This window comes from Kamptonema animale CS-326 (assembly GCF_028330895.1).
GTDB lineage: Bacteria > Cyanobacteriota > Cyanobacteriia > Cyanobacteriales > Microcoleaceae > Kamptonema > Kamptonema formosum.
The window spans coordinates 1-18,339 of the sequence record NZ_JAQMUA010000053.1 but is presented as its reverse complement, the minus strand read 5'-3'; the positions used below and the strand labels follow the sequence as shown (position 1 = coordinate 18,339).

General features: G+C 42.2%; 18 protein-coding genes. 13 read left to right on the top strand and 5 right to left on the bottom strand.

Features of this window, described 5'->3' with window-relative positions; translation table 11 throughout:
- Positions 1–64: 64 nt before the first annotated feature.
- On the bottom strand, positions 65–1,417 hold the full coding sequence (locus PN499_RS03300) for a glycosyltransferase family 4 protein (protein ID WP_272030263.1): 1,353 nt from the start codon (positions 1,415–1,417) through the stop codon (positions 65–67).
- Between the two features lie 117 nt (positions 1,418–1,534).
- Here PN499_RS03300 and PN499_RS03295 point away from each other — a divergent pair, with 117 nt between their 5' ends.
- Together PN499_RS03295 and PN499_RS03290 are read left to right on the top strand one after the other, a co-directional pair.
- On the top strand, positions 1,535–2,005 hold the full coding sequence (locus PN499_RS03295) for a tetratricopeptide repeat protein (protein WP_272030262.1): 471 nt from the start codon (positions 1,535–1,537) through the stop codon (positions 2,003–2,005).
- 174 nt (positions 2,006–2,179) lie between these two features.
- The gene (locus PN499_RS03290) at positions 2,180–3,127 is read left to right on the top strand and encodes a glycosyltransferase family 2 protein (protein ID WP_272030261.1); all 948 of its coding nucleotides are present in this window, start codon (positions 2,180–2,182) and stop codon (positions 3,125–3,127) included.
- Positions 3,128–3,150: 23 nt separating this feature from the next.
- Here PN499_RS03290 and PN499_RS03285 read toward each other — a convergent pair whose 3' ends face one another.
- Together PN499_RS03285 and PN499_RS03280 are read right to left on the bottom strand one after the other, a co-directional pair.
- The gene (locus tag PN499_RS03285; protein ID WP_272030259.1) at positions 3,151–4,044 is read right to left on the bottom strand and encodes a DUF4351 domain-containing protein; all 894 of its coding nucleotides are present in this window, start codon (positions 4,042–4,044) and stop codon (positions 3,151–3,153) included.
- A 151-nt stretch (positions 4,045–4,195) separates the two neighbouring features.
- Positions 4,196–4,783, bottom strand: a complete 588-nt coding sequence (locus PN499_RS03280) for a Crp/Fnr family transcriptional regulator (protein ID WP_272030258.1) — start codon at positions 4,781–4,783, stop codon at positions 4,196–4,198.
- Positions 4,784–5,027: 244 nt separating this feature from the next.
- Here PN499_RS03280 and PN499_RS03275 point away from each other — a divergent pair, with 244 nt between their 5' ends.
- Positions 5,028–7,031, top strand: a complete 2,004-nt coding sequence (locus PN499_RS03275) for an ATP-binding protein (protein ID WP_272030257.1) — start codon at positions 5,028–5,030, stop codon at positions 7,029–7,031.
- A gap of 199 nt (positions 7,032–7,230) precedes the next feature.
- Entirely contained in the window at positions 7,231–7,914 is a 684-nt protein-coding gene (locus PN499_RS03270) for a diacylglycerol/polyprenol kinase family protein (protein WP_272030256.1), read from the top strand.
- A 215-nt stretch (positions 7,915–8,129) separates the two neighbouring features.
- On the opposite strand, the gene PN499_RS03265 is transcribed toward PN499_RS03270, so the two are convergent.
- On the bottom strand, positions 8,130–8,276 hold the full coding sequence (locus tag PN499_RS03265; protein ID WP_007355996.1) for a hypothetical protein: 147 nt from the start codon (positions 8,274–8,276) through the stop codon (positions 8,130–8,132).
- Between the two features lie 408 nt (positions 8,277–8,684).
- Positions 8,685–8,834, bottom strand: coding sequence for a hypothetical protein (locus PN499_RS03260; protein WP_272030254.1), 150 nt, complete (start codon positions 8,832–8,834; stop codon positions 8,685–8,687).
- 98 nt (positions 8,835–8,932) lie between these two features.
- Here PN499_RS03260 and PN499_RS03255 point away from each other — a divergent pair, with 98 nt between their 5' ends.
- The 9 genes from PN499_RS03255 to PN499_RS03215 all read left to right on the top strand — a co-directional run bounded on the left by PN499_RS03255 (position 8,933) and on the right by PN499_RS03215 (position 18,244).
- Positions 8,933–10,324 (top strand): nicotinate phosphoribosyltransferase, encoded by a 1,392-nt coding sequence (locus tag PN499_RS03255; protein ID WP_272030253.1) that lies wholly within the window; start codon positions 8,933–8,935, stop codon positions 10,322–10,324.
- Positions 10,325–10,385: 61 nt separating this feature from the next.
- Positions 10,386–10,988, top strand: coding sequence for a nicotinate-nucleotide adenylyltransferase (locus PN499_RS03250; RefSeq protein ID WP_007355992.1), 603 nt, complete (start codon positions 10,386–10,388; stop codon positions 10,986–10,988).
- Positions 10,946–11,674: an NUDIX hydrolase gene (locus PN499_RS03245; RefSeq protein WP_272030252.1), complete on the top strand. Its 729-nt coding sequence runs from the start codon at positions 10,946–10,948 to the stop codon at positions 11,672–11,674. Before PN499_RS03250 ends, PN499_RS03245 begins: the two co-directional genes overlap by 43 nt.
- 158 nt (positions 11,675–11,832) lie before the next feature.
- Positions 11,833–13,563, top strand: coding sequence for an NAD+ synthase (locus PN499_RS03240; protein WP_272030251.1), 1,731 nt, complete (start codon positions 11,833–11,835; stop codon positions 13,561–13,563).
- 198 nt (positions 13,564–13,761) lie between these two features.
- The gene (locus PN499_RS03235) at positions 13,762–14,046 is read left to right on the top strand and encodes a BrnT family toxin (protein ID WP_272030250.1); all 285 of its coding nucleotides are present in this window, start codon (positions 13,762–13,764) and stop codon (positions 14,044–14,046) included.
- 4 nt (positions 14,047–14,050) lie between these two features.
- Positions 14,051–14,260, top strand: coding sequence for a hypothetical protein (locus PN499_RS03230; protein WP_019487854.1), 210 nt, complete (start codon positions 14,051–14,053; stop codon positions 14,258–14,260).
- Positions 14,261–14,502: 242 nt separating this feature from the next.
- Positions 14,503–15,420 carry a DUF192 domain-containing protein gene (locus PN499_RS03225; RefSeq protein WP_272030249.1) on the top strand — a complete coding sequence of 306 codons (918 nt, stop codon included), beginning with the start codon at positions 14,503–14,505 and terminating at the stop codon, positions 15,418–15,420.
- A 66-nt stretch (positions 15,421–15,486) separates the two neighbouring features.
- Positions 15,487–17,478 (top strand): adenylate/guanylate cyclase domain-containing protein, encoded by a 1,992-nt coding sequence (locus PN499_RS03220; protein ID WP_272030248.1) that lies wholly within the window; start codon positions 15,487–15,489, stop codon positions 17,476–17,478.
- Between the two features lie 121 nt (positions 17,479–17,599).
- A complete protein-coding gene (locus PN499_RS03215) occupies positions 17,600–18,244 on the top strand; it encodes a hypothetical protein (protein WP_272030247.1) in 645 nt (214 codons plus the stop codon).
- Positions 18,245–18,339 lie beyond the last annotated feature (95 nt).

Below are 18,339 nucleotides of genomic sequence, written 5' to 3'. Positions count from 1 at the left end.
TTTAACTTAAAACCACAGCGTTCCAAGGTAACGAAGCAATCTCTCAAAATTGCTTTGATGTATCCTACTGGCAGAGTTTAGTGGTGCTAGGTGTGAAGCAATCTTTTAAAACTTGTTCATAGCGTTGACCGATGATTTCCCAGGTATATTCGGTTTCGATTAGCGATCGCGCATTTTGTGATAACTCCTCCCGCAATTGTCGATCTTCAAATAAGCGACTAATCGCCTCAACATACTCTTCAAGTTGGTTTCCTCGCAAGGCCCTTAAAGGCGATCCCTCGCCGTCAACAGCGAGCCCTTCCAAACCGCGATCGCTAGCTACAACAGGTGTTCCCGCTGCCATTGCCTCTAAAGTTTTATTTTTAATTCCTAGACCAATTCGCATCGGCACTGCACAAACTGTGGCTTGATGCAAATATTCTGCCATTGAAGGGACTTGACCCATTACTGTAATTCCCGAATGCGATCGCAATGCCAATACCTCCGCTACTGGTTTTGATCCCACTATAGTTAGGGTAGCGTCAGGATAACGCTGCTGCAAGGCTGGCAAGATATCTAAACTCAGAAATCGTACTGCGTCAATATTCGCCAAATTATCCATCGCCCCGATAAATATTAATCTATGTCCTCCCGGATCTACTTGCCTGTAGGGAAATTTTGCCAAATCTACGCCATTAGGAATAACTTGGATTGGGAGGGACTGGGAAGAAGGATAAAGGGGACTTTGGACTTGGGAGTTAAAAAAGTCATAAATTCCTCTTTCTCTGTTCCCGTTTCTTCCCTCTCCCCTATCCTCGTTCTTCAGAGGTAAGACAAATTTCTGCAACTGCTGCCGATCTTCCTCAGTTGTGACCACAATGCGGGAGAATTTGGAACAGTAGTATTTTTCGTAGCGAGCGAGCAAAGGCAGATTGAGGCGATCGCGCAATGGTTTCTCGGAAGTACCAGTTTCTAGTATCTGTCGGCAACTTCCATAAACTGAACTATGAATATTTACTACCGTTCCCAACCGTTTGCGCCACTCAGGACGTACATAAATTTCATTAACGCTGTGTTCGCAGGTAATCGCATCGCATTTACCCCCTGCCACAAATTCATCTACCCAATTCTGCATTGCTGGAGAATAGATAGATATTACACTCGGAGGCCTTCCCTCTAGTAAAAACCGACTAAATCGCTGCACTTTTCCCCCCCATCCCCAACCAACAGCTACCTGGGGACGAGGGAAAATCGCTAAGTCTTGGACATAGTGGCGCAGTTGCTCTATTTCTACCTCTGTCACGTCGTGCGATCGCAGTGTTGCCAGAGTGATAGAATGTTGCTGACTCAAATATTTCAACAAATTAAACGTCCTGACTTGAGTTCCACCCCGCCCTGGCGGATAAGGAAAAGTTGCGGAAAGCATTAAAATTTTCATATTGGTATGCAAAAAGTCAACAAATAAAAATATTAGGACGTAGCCAGATATCCTTATTCTCTACTAGATCCCTAAATTTTTCTTCCCCTAACCCCTAGACCCTAGTCCCTAGCTATAATGGACGATTCATCTATCAAAGCATTACTCGAAGAACTCAAAGACGCGGATGAAAGAGTACGCGATCGCGCAACTACAGAACTATGGCGTAGTTGGTTTGAGCAAAAAGGAGCTTACGGGATGGAAATGCTCAGGCGATCGCAGATTCTGCTCGATGCTGGTGACTTTTCTCGTGCCTTAGATATCCTCACAAAACTAATAGTAGATAGTCCTGATTTTGCCGAAGCTTGGAACAGAAGGGCTGTACTTTATTACACTCAAGGTGACTATCAAAAATCCCTCGATGACTGCGAAGTAGTTATCAAAATTAACCCGATTCATTTTGGAGCATTGCACGGTCTTGGTTTATGTTACGCTGCACTAGGAAATTATAGAAAAGCCATCGTTGCTTTTCGCCAAGCTTTAGAAATTCAGCCCTATTCCTTAGTTAATCAAAAATTAATTTTGGAATGTACTGCTCGGCTTAATTAAAAGAGGGGCTAGGGGCTAGGGGCTAGGGGCTAGGGAAGAAGGAAGAAGGAAGAAGGAAGAAGGAGACGGGGAGAATTTTTACCAATTAGCCATTAGCCATTAGCCATTAGCCATTAGCCATTAGCCATTAGCCATTAGCCATTACCAATTAACAATTAGTAGCAAACTAAAATTGTGGTTAAAATTAGTGTTTGCATCCCTACTTACAATCGCGTACATTTACTTTTAAATGCCATTGAAAGTGTCTTAAAGCAGACTTATACAGACTTTGAGTTGATCGTATGCGACGATGGTTCAACTGATAGCACTCCGAGCGTTATGTCTGAATTTAATGCTGCTAATATTCGCTATATACGCCACTCTCAAAATATTGGAAAAAGTAACAATATGCGCTCTGGGTTTGCAGCAGCAAAAGGTCAATATTTTATCAAATTTGATGATGACGATTGCTTAGTTCCAGACTTTCTAGCGCGGACATCTGCTATTTTAGATAAAAGCCCAAATATTGATTTTGTTAGTACAGATCACTGGATAATTGATAGTAATAATTCTCGCGATCAAATCGCGACTAAACTCAATTCACAGCGATGGGGACGAAGCGAACTTTCAGGAGGAATAATTGATAACTTACTAGAAGTAGTTTTTATTAAACAAAGCCTACAAATTGGCGCAACTTTATTTCGCCGTAATGTTCTGCAAGAAGTAGGTTTTATGCGCCCCAACCTCCAAAACTGTGAAGACAATGATTTATTAGTCCGCCTTGCTATAGCCGGGAAAAAATGCTATTATTTACCTGAGCTATTAATGGAATATCGTTGGCATTCAGAGCAGCAAGGTATTAATCGAGCTATCCCTTATTTAACAGACAAATTGAGTTATTTAACGAGTTATGAGTTTGATGCAGACCAGCTAGAATTAGTTAGACTTAAGCGGATTGCAGAAACAGAATTAGTGTTAGGTTTGCGGTTAATAGAGATTGGTGAAACCGCAAAAGGTCGGCAGATGATTTTTGCCAGCAAGTCTTTCTCAACGGCAAAGGCATGGACTGGTTTAGGATTATCGCTTTTGCCTATGGAGTTAAGGGAAAAAGGGTTTAAAATTTTGCGGCAATTACGTAATTGAGAAGAGTTACTTAGGAGATTCTCCTAGTTAATATTATTCAACCAATTCATTAAATCTGCTTGGGTAGAGAAATCTAAAAGCGCCTCACTTAATAACTCTAATTGAGTAAATGATAAGGCGCGAATTCTTTGTTCCGTAGAGGGTGTAAGGGTTCCCACGCGCCTACTCAATTGGCGCAAAGTCTGTAACAGTGCTTGCTGCTGTTGACCTTGTTGTAAACCTTGTTGTAAACCTTGTTGCAAACCTTGTTGCAAGCCTTGTTGTAAGCCTTTTTGCAAGCCTTTTTGGATAATTTCTTGGTAAAACAGAGATTCTTCCATAATATCCTCTCGAAATAATTGACGAACCACGTTAGGTTGATGCAGCAAAGCAGCTAATATACTGGTACAAGCTAAAACTTCCCGTCGCTGTGCGAAGTCTGCAATCAAATCCACTTGTGCTGCTACTTGCTCTAACAATGCTAAGGGTGAGTCAGTACGAGTTAATGGTGCTAAGGGTAGTAAAGCAGGGTCTGCTAAAAAAAGTGCAGAATCTTGTTCCCACAAGCGAATGACACGGTAGCGATGTAGGGTATTTTGTTGTTGAAAACTGTCTACAGCAACTAGAGGTGAGTCAATCCGCTTTAAGAAAATTACTACTTGTTCTATTTTACACTCGTACTGTCCGTAAAGGCGTACCCAATAGTTCAGCATTCGGAAGGGGATGGGCGGCTGAGAATAGGGTAATCTTTCAAATTCAAGGTGGAGTATAGTGTCTCCGACGCGCAATAAAATTAAGGAGTCGGCGCGGATGGGTTCTGCGGGAAGTTCGGTTTTGAGCAGTTCGACATTAGTAGATTCTACATTAGGAAGTAACCAGCGCACGAAACTTGCTGGATTCTGTGCAGCTATATATTTACAGGTGTTGTCGTAGGTCAAGGCTGTTGTAATTTGAGAGTGTTTTAAAGATTTTAATCTGTTTAGGTAGGAGTTGGAAGGAAGAAGGCGATTGGACTTTTTACAGTCTCTTATATTTTACCTCTTGCACCATCAAAGAAACAGCCTTGACATCGCCCCTGAAATCTTCGCTTTAAATTTGATAATCTAAAAACTCTGAATCTTGCAGAACAATTCGATGAACCGATAGCCGGTTAATCAAACCTTGCTGCTCAAAATTATTTAGAGCACGGGTAATTGTCACGCGGGTTGTACCTAAAAATTCAGCAATGTCTTGATGGGTTAAACCGAGATCTATAAGTTGTCCATGCTTTACCTGAGAACCAAACTTTTTTGCTAACCAAAGCAAGAGATGATAAAGCATGGCATCAACCTTTTTATAGCCTCTAATTAACATAAAATCTTCTGCTTGCTGAAGGTGTGCAAGTAAGACATCCCTAGCGTTATACCAAGTGTCAGTAGGGAGTGCAGTTGCTTCCACTTTTGTCAAGCATTCAATTTGATAGGGATCGCACTTAGACATAATTTTACCCACCACGTCCCCTGGCCCCCACATTCCCAGAGGTACGAGGGTACCATCTTCGAGCCATGTCAAAGTACGTACTGCTCCAGTTTCAATTTGCCAGAGAAACAGTTGGCTGTTGGGAAGCAATGAGCGGCGGGTAAATTGATGTTTGCTCATCTCACTGGGGCGAATAGGGAATAGGGGCGTGACACTCATAGCGATACCAATTTGTGATTGCAGCTTGAAAAACAAGGAAACTCTCAGAGCAAAAGATAGATTTTGCTATATACTACTGTAATCTGATAGAGTAACCGTATTTAGTGGATGTGTCAACCTCTATGGGGATGGCGATCGCGAGTTAGTACAGGAACGCAATACTACTAGGAAGCTTCGATAACACCCCTTAAACGCCCAATCCTCAAAGGGATGGGATTCTTTTTCTCAAGGAAAGACCAGCAAAATGTCAGTGAAGAATATGACTGCTACCAATAAGTTGTTAAATTCAGCGATCGAGGCTTTATCGGGATATCGCCGCTACATCCTGGTGGGAGTGACACTTTGTGCGGGGATAGGACTATCTGCGATCGCCTCAAATGCAGTACGCAACTGGGAAGACAAATTTATGCAGGCTGAACTTCAGGAGCACCTGGATCGAGTAGCTACAGACATCGAGAGGGAGATTAAAAGCAACTTAGAGGTGCTGCGGGCTGCGGGAACGTTTTACAGTACATCTGAGGATGTAAAAGAAGAGGCATTTCAAGAATTTGTACAATCTGCTAGATATAGACATCCGAGCTTGAAAGCGATCGCGTGGCTACCCCGCATATCTGACGAACAGCAGCACGAATTTTTCCCACCATATTATATTACTCCCTCTTCCCAGAGCGAAACACCTTTAGCTTTTAACTTTGCTACCAATCCAGCGCACCGCTTAGACTTAGAAAAAGCGGCCAAGAGAGAGGAAATAATCGCCACAACGCGCCAGGTATTGTCAACTAAAAATCAACTCAGTTTCTTTGTATTCCAGCCAATTTTTAGGATAGCCGATGCTAATCATCATCATTTACCATTGCCAAACTCATCTCCTTTGATGCGTGAAGACTTGAGAGGTTTTACCCTGGGCATATTTCTGATTAATTCCATTGTCAAATCTGCCGTACAAGATGCAAAACTTAACTCAATCAACTTGTATCTACAAGATATAATGGCTCCAGAAGGCGATAGATTTCTAGCCTTTTACGAAGGGAAGACCAACAGCGTAATCACCAATCCTAACACAGAAAATCAACTACAAATCGGTCAAATAGCTTATTGCCCTGATGGTAGTAGTTGCACTCGCATCCTCAACATTGAGAATCGTAGATGGTTGCTGCAATTACTACTAGCACCAGAATATGTAACTCTTCAAAAATATTGGCGTTCCTTGACAATCTTAACTCTAGGACTAATCTTAACTAGCATCGTGACCATCTACGCACTCAGCTTGCTGAGTTATACTGAGCGGATTGAAAAGGTAGCAGCAGAACGTGCTGTTAAATCTAAACAACTTGAGCAAACCTTGGAAGAATTGCAGCAAATGCAGGCTCAATTAGTTCAGACTGAAAAAATGTCTAGTTTAGGTCTATTAGTTGCTGGTGTCGCCCATGAAATTAATAATCCTGTTAATTTCATCGGTGGCAATCTTCACCACGCCAATCAATACACTAAAGATTTGTTGGGGCTAGTAGAATTATACCAACAGCACTATCCACAACCATGCTCAGAAATTAGAGAATATACTGAAGTCATTGAATTTGAATTCCTGGGCGAGGATTTACCCAAACTGCTATCATCGATGAAAATTGGGGCTGAGCGTATTATTCAAATCGTGCAATCTTTGCGGAACTTCTCTCGCCTAGACGAGAGTGAAATGAAACCTGTTAACATTCACGACGGCATCGATAGCACTTTGCTAATTCTGCAAAGTCGGCTGAAAGCTAAACCCAACTCTCCGCAGATTCAAATAGTTAAAAACTATGGTAATTTACCCTTGGTTGAATGCTATGCAGGACAGTTAAATCAGGTATTTATGAATATTCTTGCCAATGCAATAGATGCACTGGATAGTTATAATCAAGGACGTAGTTATGAGGATATTGTTGCTAATCCGAATACAATTAAAATTGTAACACAAGCTTCGCATTCAGACAAGATTCTAGTGCGGATTAGTGACAACGGGCCTGGGATGACAGAGGAGGTAAAGAAACGGCTATTCGATCCATTTTTTACTACTAAACCAGTGGGAAAAGGGACGGGATTAGGACTTTCTATCAGTTATAAAATTGTGGTAGAAAAGCATAAAGGTTTGCTCCGCTGTGAATCTATACCGGGGCACGGTACGGAATTTATAATTGAAATTCCACTACGGCAAGAAGTTAGGCAAGCTGTACCGATTGTGTCGCTAAAAGTATCAGAGGTGGCGTAATTGGTAATTGGTAATTGGTAATTGGTAATTGGTAATTGGTAATTGGTAATTGGTAATTGGTAATTGGGGAAAATTATTCCAGTCTCCCCTTCTTCCTTCTTCCTTCTTCCTTCTTCCTTCTTCTTAATTGTTCATGGGGCAGCATTTCTACTATAGTGCTAGGAAGAAGATTAATTAACGGCGTTTTTCCTGATTTATCGTGTCTATCTTTACTGAAATTCCCACTGTCGGGCTGCAAATTTCCCTGATTACAGCCTGGTTAGGTTTGATTTTACTTGTAGCTGAGGGACTAAATCGCTTTACTTCGGCAGATCCAGAGATATCGCGGAAGATAGTACACATTGGTTCGGGCAATGTGATTTTGCTGGCCTGGTGGCTGAAAATTCCGGCTTGGGTGGGGATTGGGGCGGGGATTGTAGCGGGCGCGATCGCACTCATCTCTTACTTGATTCCTATTTTACCCAGCATTAACAGCGTCGGTAGACAAAGTTGGGGGACTTTTTTCTATGCTGTCAGCATCGGTGTTTTAATTGCTTGGTTTTGGCCTCTGCAATTACCACAATATGCTGCCTTGGGTATTCTTGTAATGACTTGGGGAGATGGACTAGCTGCTGTGATTGGTCAGCGTTTTGGTAAACATACTTATCAAATTGGGGGGATGCAGAAGAGTTGGGAAGGTTCTTTTACTATGTTTTTAGTTAGTTTTGCTGTTAGCAGTTTAATTTTACTGGCTGTTCAAGGTAATGTTTGGCAAACTTTGGGGGTTTCAGTAGTTGTTGGTTTAGTTGCGACTACTTTGGAATCTTTCTCCAAATTTGGCATGGATAATCTGACTGTACCGATAGGTACTGCTGCGATCGCGTTCTTCTTGAATCAATTGTAATGCCGCCCTCTGTGGGCGGTGAAGATACCGCCTAAAGGGCGGCGTTACGCTATCAAAAGCCCCATTCACTCTAGTTGTGGATGGGGCTGATTTGATTTATTTAAAAGTGAGTTCACATTACCGTTGTTGTGTTTCTACAGTCTCAGGCGATCGCCTTACCTTAGCTAAACTAATTACCGTGGGCTCTCAACAAGTAGAAATCCCTGAATAGCTTCTTAATCTGCCGACTTATCTTTTAACGGTTGGCCTTCAAAAGGCTGTACGCCAACGACAGGATATTTGTCATCAGTGGGGCTGAAAATCCGCATCGCTGCTTCCGAAACAAAACGCATGGCATCTCTAACACTTTTGGAAAGATTCATACTGTCCACCTCGTTTGTCTAGGTCTTAATATACTTTATATATTAATGTCAGTTTTGAGCTGGGGATCGGATTAGCAATATTTATTTTTATTCCTTATTAGTCCGCAATCATTAACAGAACTTACCATGATTTACGTAACATCGGCGGCTAGACGCTAGGGGAAGCGTGAAAGAAGGGGAAGAAGGGATAGAGAATCAATGGTTTCATGAATTCATAACGTCCTAACCGCCAAGGCGGGTGCTATAAAATTAGGCCTTTTTTATTATTTCTTTACAAGGATTTACTGCTAAGAAATAGCTATTTTTATATAATTCACCATAACATAAATAGGAATTACCCAATAGCATCTGTAACGCCGCCCTCTGGACAGTAAAAATACTACCCAGATGATGGCGCTACAAAATCTGCTACGTAAATCCTAAATTAGTAGTCGTTTTCAGACGACTTTGGTTATGCGGCAGGGGTTTTAACCCTTGATAGCTCGTAGGTTTGAGAGCTTGAAATCGCTTCGTCTCTCTACCCGCTCCTCGATCGTCACCAACTATAAGCAAACTCATGTTCAGATGGTTATCACAAATTTTTATCAAATCTTGACTAGACAGATTTGGTGTATTTCACTATAATTAGAAAAACCAAGCTTGCAGGGAATTGTCCCATGAAAACTGCCACTGAAAGCGACACGACCATCGGCTTGACCGCTGGGGAAGACCAAGAATTAACGCTTTCCCCACAGGATTATAGTCTGTTAACTGACCTCTACCAGTTGACGATGGCGGCTTGTTATGTGGGGGAGGGGTTGGAGCGACAGCAGGCTAGCTTTGAGCTGTTTGCTCGCAGGTTCCCAGAAAATTTTGGCTATTTGATTGCGATGGGTTTAGCCCAAGCATTGGATTATTTAGAGAAATTCAGCTTTAGTCCAGCGCAAATTCAGGCTTTGCAGTCTACGGGAATTTTTGCGAATGCTCCTGAGCGATTTTGGGAGTTGTTGGCGACGGCCCGCTTTACTGGCGATGTTTGGGCGGTTCCAGAAGGGACGGCAGTGTTTGCAAACGAGCCATTGCTAAGGGTGGATGCTCCTTTGTGGCAAGCTCAGCTAGTGGAAACTTATTTGCTGAATACGATTAACTATCAAACTTTGATTGCGACGCGATCGGCTAGGTTGCGCGATGTGGCTGGGCCGCAAGCTCAACTGCTGGAGTTTGGGACGCGCCGCGCTTTTGGCCCTCAAGCTTCTATTTGGGCGGCTCGTGCGGCTTTGGCTGCGGGTTTGGATGCGACTTCTAATGTTTTGGCAGCTTTGAAGTTGGGCCGCAAACCTGCGGGTACGATGGCTCATGCTTTGGTGATGGCGATCGCGGCTGGTGAGGGAAGTGAAGAGGGTGCGTTTGCAGCGTTTCACCGATATTTTCCGGGTGCGCCACTGTTGATCGATACTTACGATACAATTGCTGCGGCGCGTCTGTTGGCGGAACGAGTAAATAAGGGTGAAATGCGACTGGAAGGGGTGCGGTTGGATTCGGGGGATTTGGTGGAGTTGTCGCGGGGTGTGCGATCGCTACTTCCGGGAGTGCCGATTTTTGCCAGTGGCGATTTAGATGAGTATGAAATTGCTCGATTAAAAAATGCGGGTGCTTGCATTGACGGCTATGGTTTGGGAACAAAACTGGTAAGTGGTGCGCCTGTGAATGGTGTTTATAAGTTAGTAGAAATTGATGGAATTCCGGTGATGAAGGAGGCTAGCGGGAAGGTGACTTATCCGGGGCGCAAGCAAATTTTTAGATATGTGGAAAACGGTCAAGTTCTAGGAGATTGTTTAGGATTAGTAACGGATGTTGTTAATCAGTCTCGTGTTCCGTTGATGCAATTAATGGTTAAGCAGGGTGAACGGGTGGTAGCGAGGGAAAGTTTGGAGGCGATCGCACAGAGAACGGCCGCTTCTGTGGCTAGTCTTCCCGCTGAAACTCGCCGCTTAGATAACCCAATATCCCCGGTAGTAGAAATCTCACCAGAGTTAGAAATTCTCACTCAACGAACAAAAAAGCGATAAATGTTAACTGTTAACTGTTAACTGTTAACTTTAATTAGCCATTAGCCATTAGCCATTAACAATGAAAACAATCGCTTTATTTGGTACAAGTGCCGATCCGCCCACTGCGGGACACAAAACTATTCTTAGTTGGCTTTCTCAACATTTTGATTGGGTAGCAGTTTGGGCCTCTGATAACCCTTTTAAATCTCACCAGACATCATTAGAACACCGTTCAGCGATGTTGCTGCTAACAATTCAAGAAATTAATTCGCCCCGAAATAACATTTGCCTGCACCCAGAACTTAGCAGTCCTCGAACGCAAGAAACAGTGGAAAAGGCAAAATTGATGTGGGGAGATGCAGATTTAACAATGGTTATCGGTTCTGACTTGGTAACGCAGTTACCACGCTGGTACAAGATTGAACTATTGTTAAAACAAGTGAAATGGCTAGTGGTACCGCGTCCCGGTTATCCACCGGAAGAGATAGATTTGAGACAGTTGAGGCGAATGGGTGCGGAAGTTGCGATCGCATCTTTGACTGGCCCAAATGTCTCTTCTACAGCTTATCGTGAAAAAGGAGACACGGAAGCCCTAACGCCTCCCATTGAAGCTTATATCCACAGGGAGCATTTGTACGCATGGCTGGACGAGGCGAAAAAAAGAGTAAAAGTTACTCACTAGCAGACTTCAAAGTAGGAGTCGATAACGTGATTTTCTCAGTCGATACTGTACAAAATCGCTTGCTAGTTTTATTGGTAATGCGGCAAGATGAACCATTCCTAGATCATTGGAGTCTTCCGGGTACGCTGGTGAGGGAAGGAGAATCTCTTGAAGATGCAGCTTATCGGATTTTGGCCGAGAAAATCAGAGTAAAAAATCTGTATTTAGAGCAATTGTACACTTTCGGAGATCCGGGGCGAGATCCTAGAGAATTTACCAGGGGTGTTCGCTATCTTTCTGTAAGTTATTTTGCTTTAGTTAGGTTTGAAGAAGCGGAATTAATTGCTGATGGTGTGAGTGGAATTGCCTGGTATCCAGTTAAACAAGTACCGCAGTTAGCATTCGATCATAACCAAGTTTTAGAATATGGTTATCGCCGTTTGCGTAACAAGCTTGAATACAGCCCAGTTGCTTTTGAAGTATTACCGGAGGTCTTTACTTTGGGTGAGCTTTATCAACTTTACACTACTATTCTCGGAGAAATTTTCTCCGATTATTCTAATTTTCGCGCCCGGTTGTTAAAATTAGGTTTCTTATCGGATACTGGGGTAAAAGTGTCGCGAGGCGCTGGTCGTCCCGCTAGTTTATATCGCTTTGATAAAAAGGCTTTTGCTCCTTTGAAGGATAAGCCATTAGTGTTTATTTAGTCTAATCTCAAGTAAGTGAGGTACGTAGTTTGGCTTTAGCCCTCTGATAATATTTATCAAGGAGCGGGTCTACAGGATTTCTAGTTTATATTACAGATATTGGTGAACCCGCCCCCACAGGAATTAAACCAACAACCAACAACTAACAACTAACAATTATGAAAATTGCGATCGCACAACTCAATCCTACTGTCGGCGATTTAACTGGCAATTCCAAACTAATTTTAGAGGCGGCTAAAAAAGCGGCTGAAGCTGATGCTAGCCTGCTATTAACACCAGAACTTTGTTTGGTTGGTTATCCGCCGCGCGACTTATTAATTAATCCCGGTTTCATCGAAGCTGCGGGCCAAGAATTACAGCAATTAGCACAGAATTTGCCGCAAAATTTGATTGTCTTAGTAGGAACTGTAATTCCTAATCCCCACGCTGGAAAACATGGCGGGAAGCCGTTATTTAATAGCGTTGCTTTGCTAGAAAATGGGGAAGTCAAGCGAATTTTTAATAAACGCTTGTTGCCTACCTATGATGTTTTTGATGAAGACAGATATTTTGAGCCTGGTGAACAAAGCGAATATTTTACTATTGGAAAACATAAGATCGGCGTGACTATTTGTGAGGATTTGTGGAATAATGAGGAGTTTTGGGGAAAAAGGAGTTATGCTGGCGATCCTTTTTCTGACTTAGCCAAAATGGGTGCAGATTTAGTAGTTAATTTATCAGCTTCCCCTTACAGCGTTGGCAAACGAAAACTGCGAGAGGCGATGTTACGGCATAGCGTTACTCGTTACGAAAAACCGATTATTTATGCTAATCAAATAGGTGGAAATGACGATTTGATTTTTGATGGTAGTAGTTTTGCTTTAAATCGGTTGGGTGAAGTTGTTTGTTCGCTAACTGCTTTTGAATCGGATTTTGTATTGTTAGAATATGATGAGACTCAGCGAGATTTGTTGCCTAATTTAATTAAACCTGTTCCCGAATCTAGCGATGGAGAAATTTGGGAAGCGCTGGTTTTAGGAGTGCGAGATTATGTCCGCAAGTGCGGTTTTTCTAAAGTTGTGCTAGGTTTGAGCGGTGGGATTGATTCAGCTTTGGTAGCTGCGATCGCCACTTTTGCTCTGGGTGCAGAAAATGTCTTAGGCGTGCTGATGCCTTCCCCCTATAGTTCCGATCATTCTGTTAAAGATGCTGAAGAATTAGGCAAAAATCTCGGCATTACTACAGAAATTATCCCTATCGGCGAATTGATGAAAGTTTATGACAAAACTTTAGAGAATTTGTTTGCAGGGACAACTTTTGGGCTCGCAGAGGAGAATATTCAATCGCGGATTCGCGGTAATTTGTTAATGGCCATCTCTAATAAATTTGGACATTTATTACTTTCGACGGGTAATAAGTCAGAAATGGCGGTAGGTTATTGTACGCTTTACGGTGATATGAATGGCGGTTTAGCGGTAATTGCTGATGTTCCGAAGACTCGCGTTTATTCCCTGTGTCAATGGTTGAATAGTGGAGAATTGGGAACCACACTCCTCCCCTTACTAAGGGGGGGCAGGGGGGGTGAAATCACCAATTACCCTAAAGAGATTATCCCCGTTAATATTCTTAGCAAACCACCAAGTGCTGAACTAAAACCGGGGCAAGTAGATCGAGATTCTTTACCACCTTACGATATTCTGGATGATATTCTACACCGATTAGTTGAAAAACACGAATCAGCTCAACAGATTATAGCTGCTGGACATGATGAAATCGTGGTTAAGCGTGTAGTGCAGTTGGTGATGAGGGCAGAGTTTAAGCGGCGACAAGCGCCTCCAGGTTTGAAAATTAGCGATCGCGCTTTTGGTACTGGTTGGCGAATGCCTATTGCTAAAACTTGGGTTCAGTAAAATAGGCAGGATACCTGTTTTATAGGCTGCGATCAGTTGCAGATGATATACAATAGGGATGTGTGGAGTAGAAAGGAAGTTGAACTATAAATTAAATTATTACCCGAACAAATAGGAGGATCAATAGATTGCTATTGTCAAAATTCCCAAAGATGGTTTAATGACTAAGGATTAAAGCTCAAATGACCTTTTGGCAGAATGAATAAAATAATCTTTCAATGGGATGAGCAAAAAAACAAAATTAATCAACAAAAGCATGGTATTTCTTTTGAAGAAGCTGAATCAGTTTTCTTTGATGACTATGCCCTTCAATTTTGGGATGAAGATCATTCCCACGAAGAAGAACGTTTTTTACTTCTGGGCATAAGCTCTAAAATGAGAATATTAATTGTAGTTCATTGTTTTAGAGAAGAGGATTCTATAATTAGAATTATCTCAGCAAGAAAAGCAACTAAAAATGAAAGTCAAGAATATAGGAGATAAAACAATGGAACCAGAATACGATCTTTCAAAAATGAAAAAAAGACCTAATCCTTTTGCTAAACAGTTAAAAAAACAGGTCACGATTTCTCTCGGAATTGATGTGATCGAATATTTTGAAACTATGGCTCAGGAAAAAGGTATATCTTCTCAGGAACTAATTAACCTTTATTTGCAAGATTGCGTTGTTTCTAAGCGGAAATTATCTCTAAATTAGCCTACCAACAACCAAAGAAGCCGGGTTTATACTTAGAGACTTTTTGGGAAAACCAGATATCTCTAAGAAACCCGGTTTATCAAGGAAATGCGAGTCCATTTTATATGACCACAATCCCAAAACCAACCTCACTTCTTGCCGGATTTCCTTACAAAAATTTTTAGAATCACTGCAAGCTTTGAATTAGGGTATAGATCGGGAAATATTGTATAATAAATCCAAAATCTAACATCTAAAATAGAATGACTAATATTGACGGTACTTCTAGTTTTGATTTTTTACAAGGAACTCTCAATAACGACACCATGAGAGGACTTGCAGGTAACGATACCATCCAAGGTTTAGGGGGAAATGACTTAATCTTTGGCAATCAAGACAGCGATTCCGTCATAGGAAATGAAGGTGCAGATACTCTTTTTGGCGGACAGGGAAATGATACCTTTTATGGCAGTGAAGGTAACGATATAATTAATGGCGATCGCGGTCAAGATTTCCTGATTGGTGGCGAAGGCACAGATATTTTAACGGGGGGTGTAGGTGACGATCTATTTGTGCTCGACACCGCAGGCGCATCTAGCTTAGCTGAGGCGGATGCGATCGCAGATTTTGGCAACGGTAACGATCGCCTAGTTTTGACAGGCGGACTGAAGTTTAACGACTTAGATATTTCTTTGGCGGAGGGTAATGCAGTTGTGAAAGATCGGCTTACAGGCAAATATTTAGCAGTTTTACAAGGTGTTAATAACCTAATAGATTCAAACTTTATCTCCTTGATTGGTGGCATAGAACAAGGTCAAATTTTACCTGTTTCTACTACTACCAACATATCAGGTAATGCGATCGGATTAGAAGTAGCACAAACTCCTATTGAACAAGCAATCGGTTTAATGTACCGCAGTGAATTACCCGATAATCGGGGGATGTTGTTCCCCATTGAACCGCCACGAAATGTTAAATTTTGGATGAGAAACGTGCCGATCGCATTAGATATGATTTTTCTGCGGGAGGGGGTAGTGCAAGCTGTAATCGCCAATGCACAGCCTTGTTTTGCTGAATCTTGCCCTACTTATGGGCCGGATGCGATCGTTGATGGAGTGATTGAACTCAGGGGAGGAAGGGCGGCAGAATTAGGGTTGAAAGTAGGCGATCGCGTTTTTTGACAGCAAGATTTTTTGAGTTAGACTTGGCAATTGCTATAACATGAAAGCAACAATTATTACCAAGTTATGAGCATCGCCAAACCCCCTCTCCGAAAATTCCGGCTTCGCACCAGCGTTGTGTTGCCCTTTGTCCTGCAAATTGTGGCTGCTGTTGGGTTTGTGGGTTATCTCTCCTTCCGAAATAGTCAACAGTCGATTAACGAGTTGACATTCCAACTTAGCGATAAAGTTACTGGTCAAATCGATCGGCATCTAGAAAGCTATCTAGAAAAACCTCATTTATTGCAGGGGGTTTTAGCCTCGGCATTTCGCAATGGTAATTTAGACCCAAATGATTTTCAGGCTCTAGAGCGGCAATTTTGGTCAGATATTAAACTAACAGATTCAGTTGACTATATTTATATTGGCAAAGACAACGGCGATTTTATCGGGGTGCAGCGATATCTTGATGGTAAATTAGTAGTTAAGTTTCGCGATCGCACGACGGATTCTAATCGAGTAGTGTATGAAATCAAGCAACCGGGCGATCGCTTTGAGGAGTTGCAATCTAAGCCTTACGAACCTCGCGATCGACCTTGGTATACTGTTACTATGGCTGCTAAAGCACCGACTTGGACTCCGATTTTTACCTCAGAAAATTTGGGCGTTTTACAGATTTCTCCTACTACTCCTGTCTACGACAGCCAAGGGCAATTAGTGGGAGTATTGTCTACAAATTTGCTGCTAGCACAACTCAACCAATTTCTTAATGGTTTATCTATCAGCAAGTCTGGTGAAGCTTTTATCATGGAGAGATCGGGAGATTTAGTTGCCAGTTCAACTTCCGAAATTCCTGCGGTTAAAGTTCCGGGAAAAGAAGAACCAGGGCGCTTGAAGGCTTTGGATAGCAAGGAACCCATCATTCGATTCACTGCTCAAAAATTGCAAGAACAAAGCAATACTTTGATCCAAATTCAAAAACCTCAGCAATTTCAGTTTGTGTTAAATGGTAAAACGCAACTGGTGCAGATTTCTCCACTACAACAGGTTAAAGGATTAGATTGGTTGATTGTGGTTGTAATTCCAGAAGCAGACTTTATGGCTCAAATTTATGAGAATACTCGTAACACTATATTATTTGTAATAGTCGCATTGGGAATTGCGATCGCCATTGGCATTCAGACGGCGAATTGGATTACTCGTCCGTTGCTAAGAATGTCTCAGGCATCAACAGAAATTGCTCAAGGAAATCTCGATCAACAGATAGAAACCAGTCCCATTATAGAAATGGATATCTTAAGCCAGTCTTTTAATGATATGAGTAGGCAATTGAAGGATTCTTTTGCTGCTTTACACCAAAGTCAAGAAGAGTTACGCCTTGCCAATGAAGAGTTAGAAAGTCGGGTAGAACGGCGCACGGCTCAATTACGTAAGGAAAAAGAAAGATCGGAACAACTATTATTAAATATTTTACCATCTGAGATTGCAGAACGCCTCAAAAAAACGAACGAATCTCCGGCAGAACACTTTGAGGAGGCGACTATTTTGTTTGCTGATATTGTTGGCTTTACCAGTCTATCTGCGCGCATGGAACCGATGGAATTAGTCGGGGGACTTAATCAAATTTTCTCTGCCTTCGATCAGTTGACAGAAAAGTATAATCTGGAAAAAATTAAAACTATTGGTGATGCCTATATGGTAGTAGGCGGGTTGCCTCTTCCGCGTTCAGATCATGCTACGGCAATTGCTAATATGGCATTAGATATGCAGGCTTATATGCAAACTCTGGATAGCATTTTTGGGGAATCTTTGGAAATACGTATTGGGATTAATAGCGGGCCAGTTATTGCGGGAGTTATTGGTATTAAGAAATTTATCTACGATCTTTGGGGAGATGCTGTTAATGTGGCTTCTCGGATGGAATCTCATAGTAAACCTGGTTATATTCAGGTGACAGAGGCTACTTATGCTCATTTGAAAGATGATTATATACTGGAATCAAGAGGTAAAATTGCTGTGAAAGGTCGGGGAGAAATGACTACTTACTGGTTAGTGGGGAGGCGATCGATTGGAGGTTAATAGTTGATGCAGGTTTTGGGTTGATTGTGATAATTATGATAGAATTACTACATAATAATTCTATCGGTCAATCCTTGTTGCAGGGGGGAAAGCTTTCAATCGGGCTATTGTTTTATACAACTTGAATATTGATTTTTCTAGTCTGGGGCAAGGCAGTCGGGCAAGTAATTTAGAGGTGGCGATCGCTTGTTTGGAGATTGGGTTAACTGTTATTACTCGCGAAGCTGACTCGAAAAATTGGGAAAGGACTCAAAATAATTTGGGGAATGCCTACCGCAACAGAATCAGAGGGGAAACAACTGAGAATTTGGAACTGGCGATCGCGGCTTATTTGGCATCCTTGGAAGTTCGCACCCGTGAGGCTTTTCCGATCAATAATGCTGAAACTTTCTATAATCTCGGACTTGCCTACTGGGATAATTCCCAACTCCTAGCAGCTTACAATACCTTTAACACTGCCATTGAAACAGTCGAATTAATGCGGAGTAAAATTATTATCGGTGGTGAAGCAGACAGACAGAAATTAGCCGAAAAATACAATATAATTTATCAGGCAATGGTCGAAGTTTGCCTAGCAATGGCAAACCAAACTGCCGCCCTAGAATACGTCGAACGCAGCAAAACCAGAAACCTCGTAGAATTATTTTACAATGCCCGCAGCCTCCCGGAAAATCCACCGCCGATTAGTTTTGCTGAAATTGGCAATCTGTTAGCTGAAGATGGAGAGCGAAAAATTTTAGGGGAGATAGGGGAGAGGATGAGGTAGGATAACCGGATGCTGGAATTGTCTCAACCTGTCGTCTACCAACTGAAGATAGTCTTGCTGGGCATCAGCCCCATGATCTGGCGGCGGGTACTTGT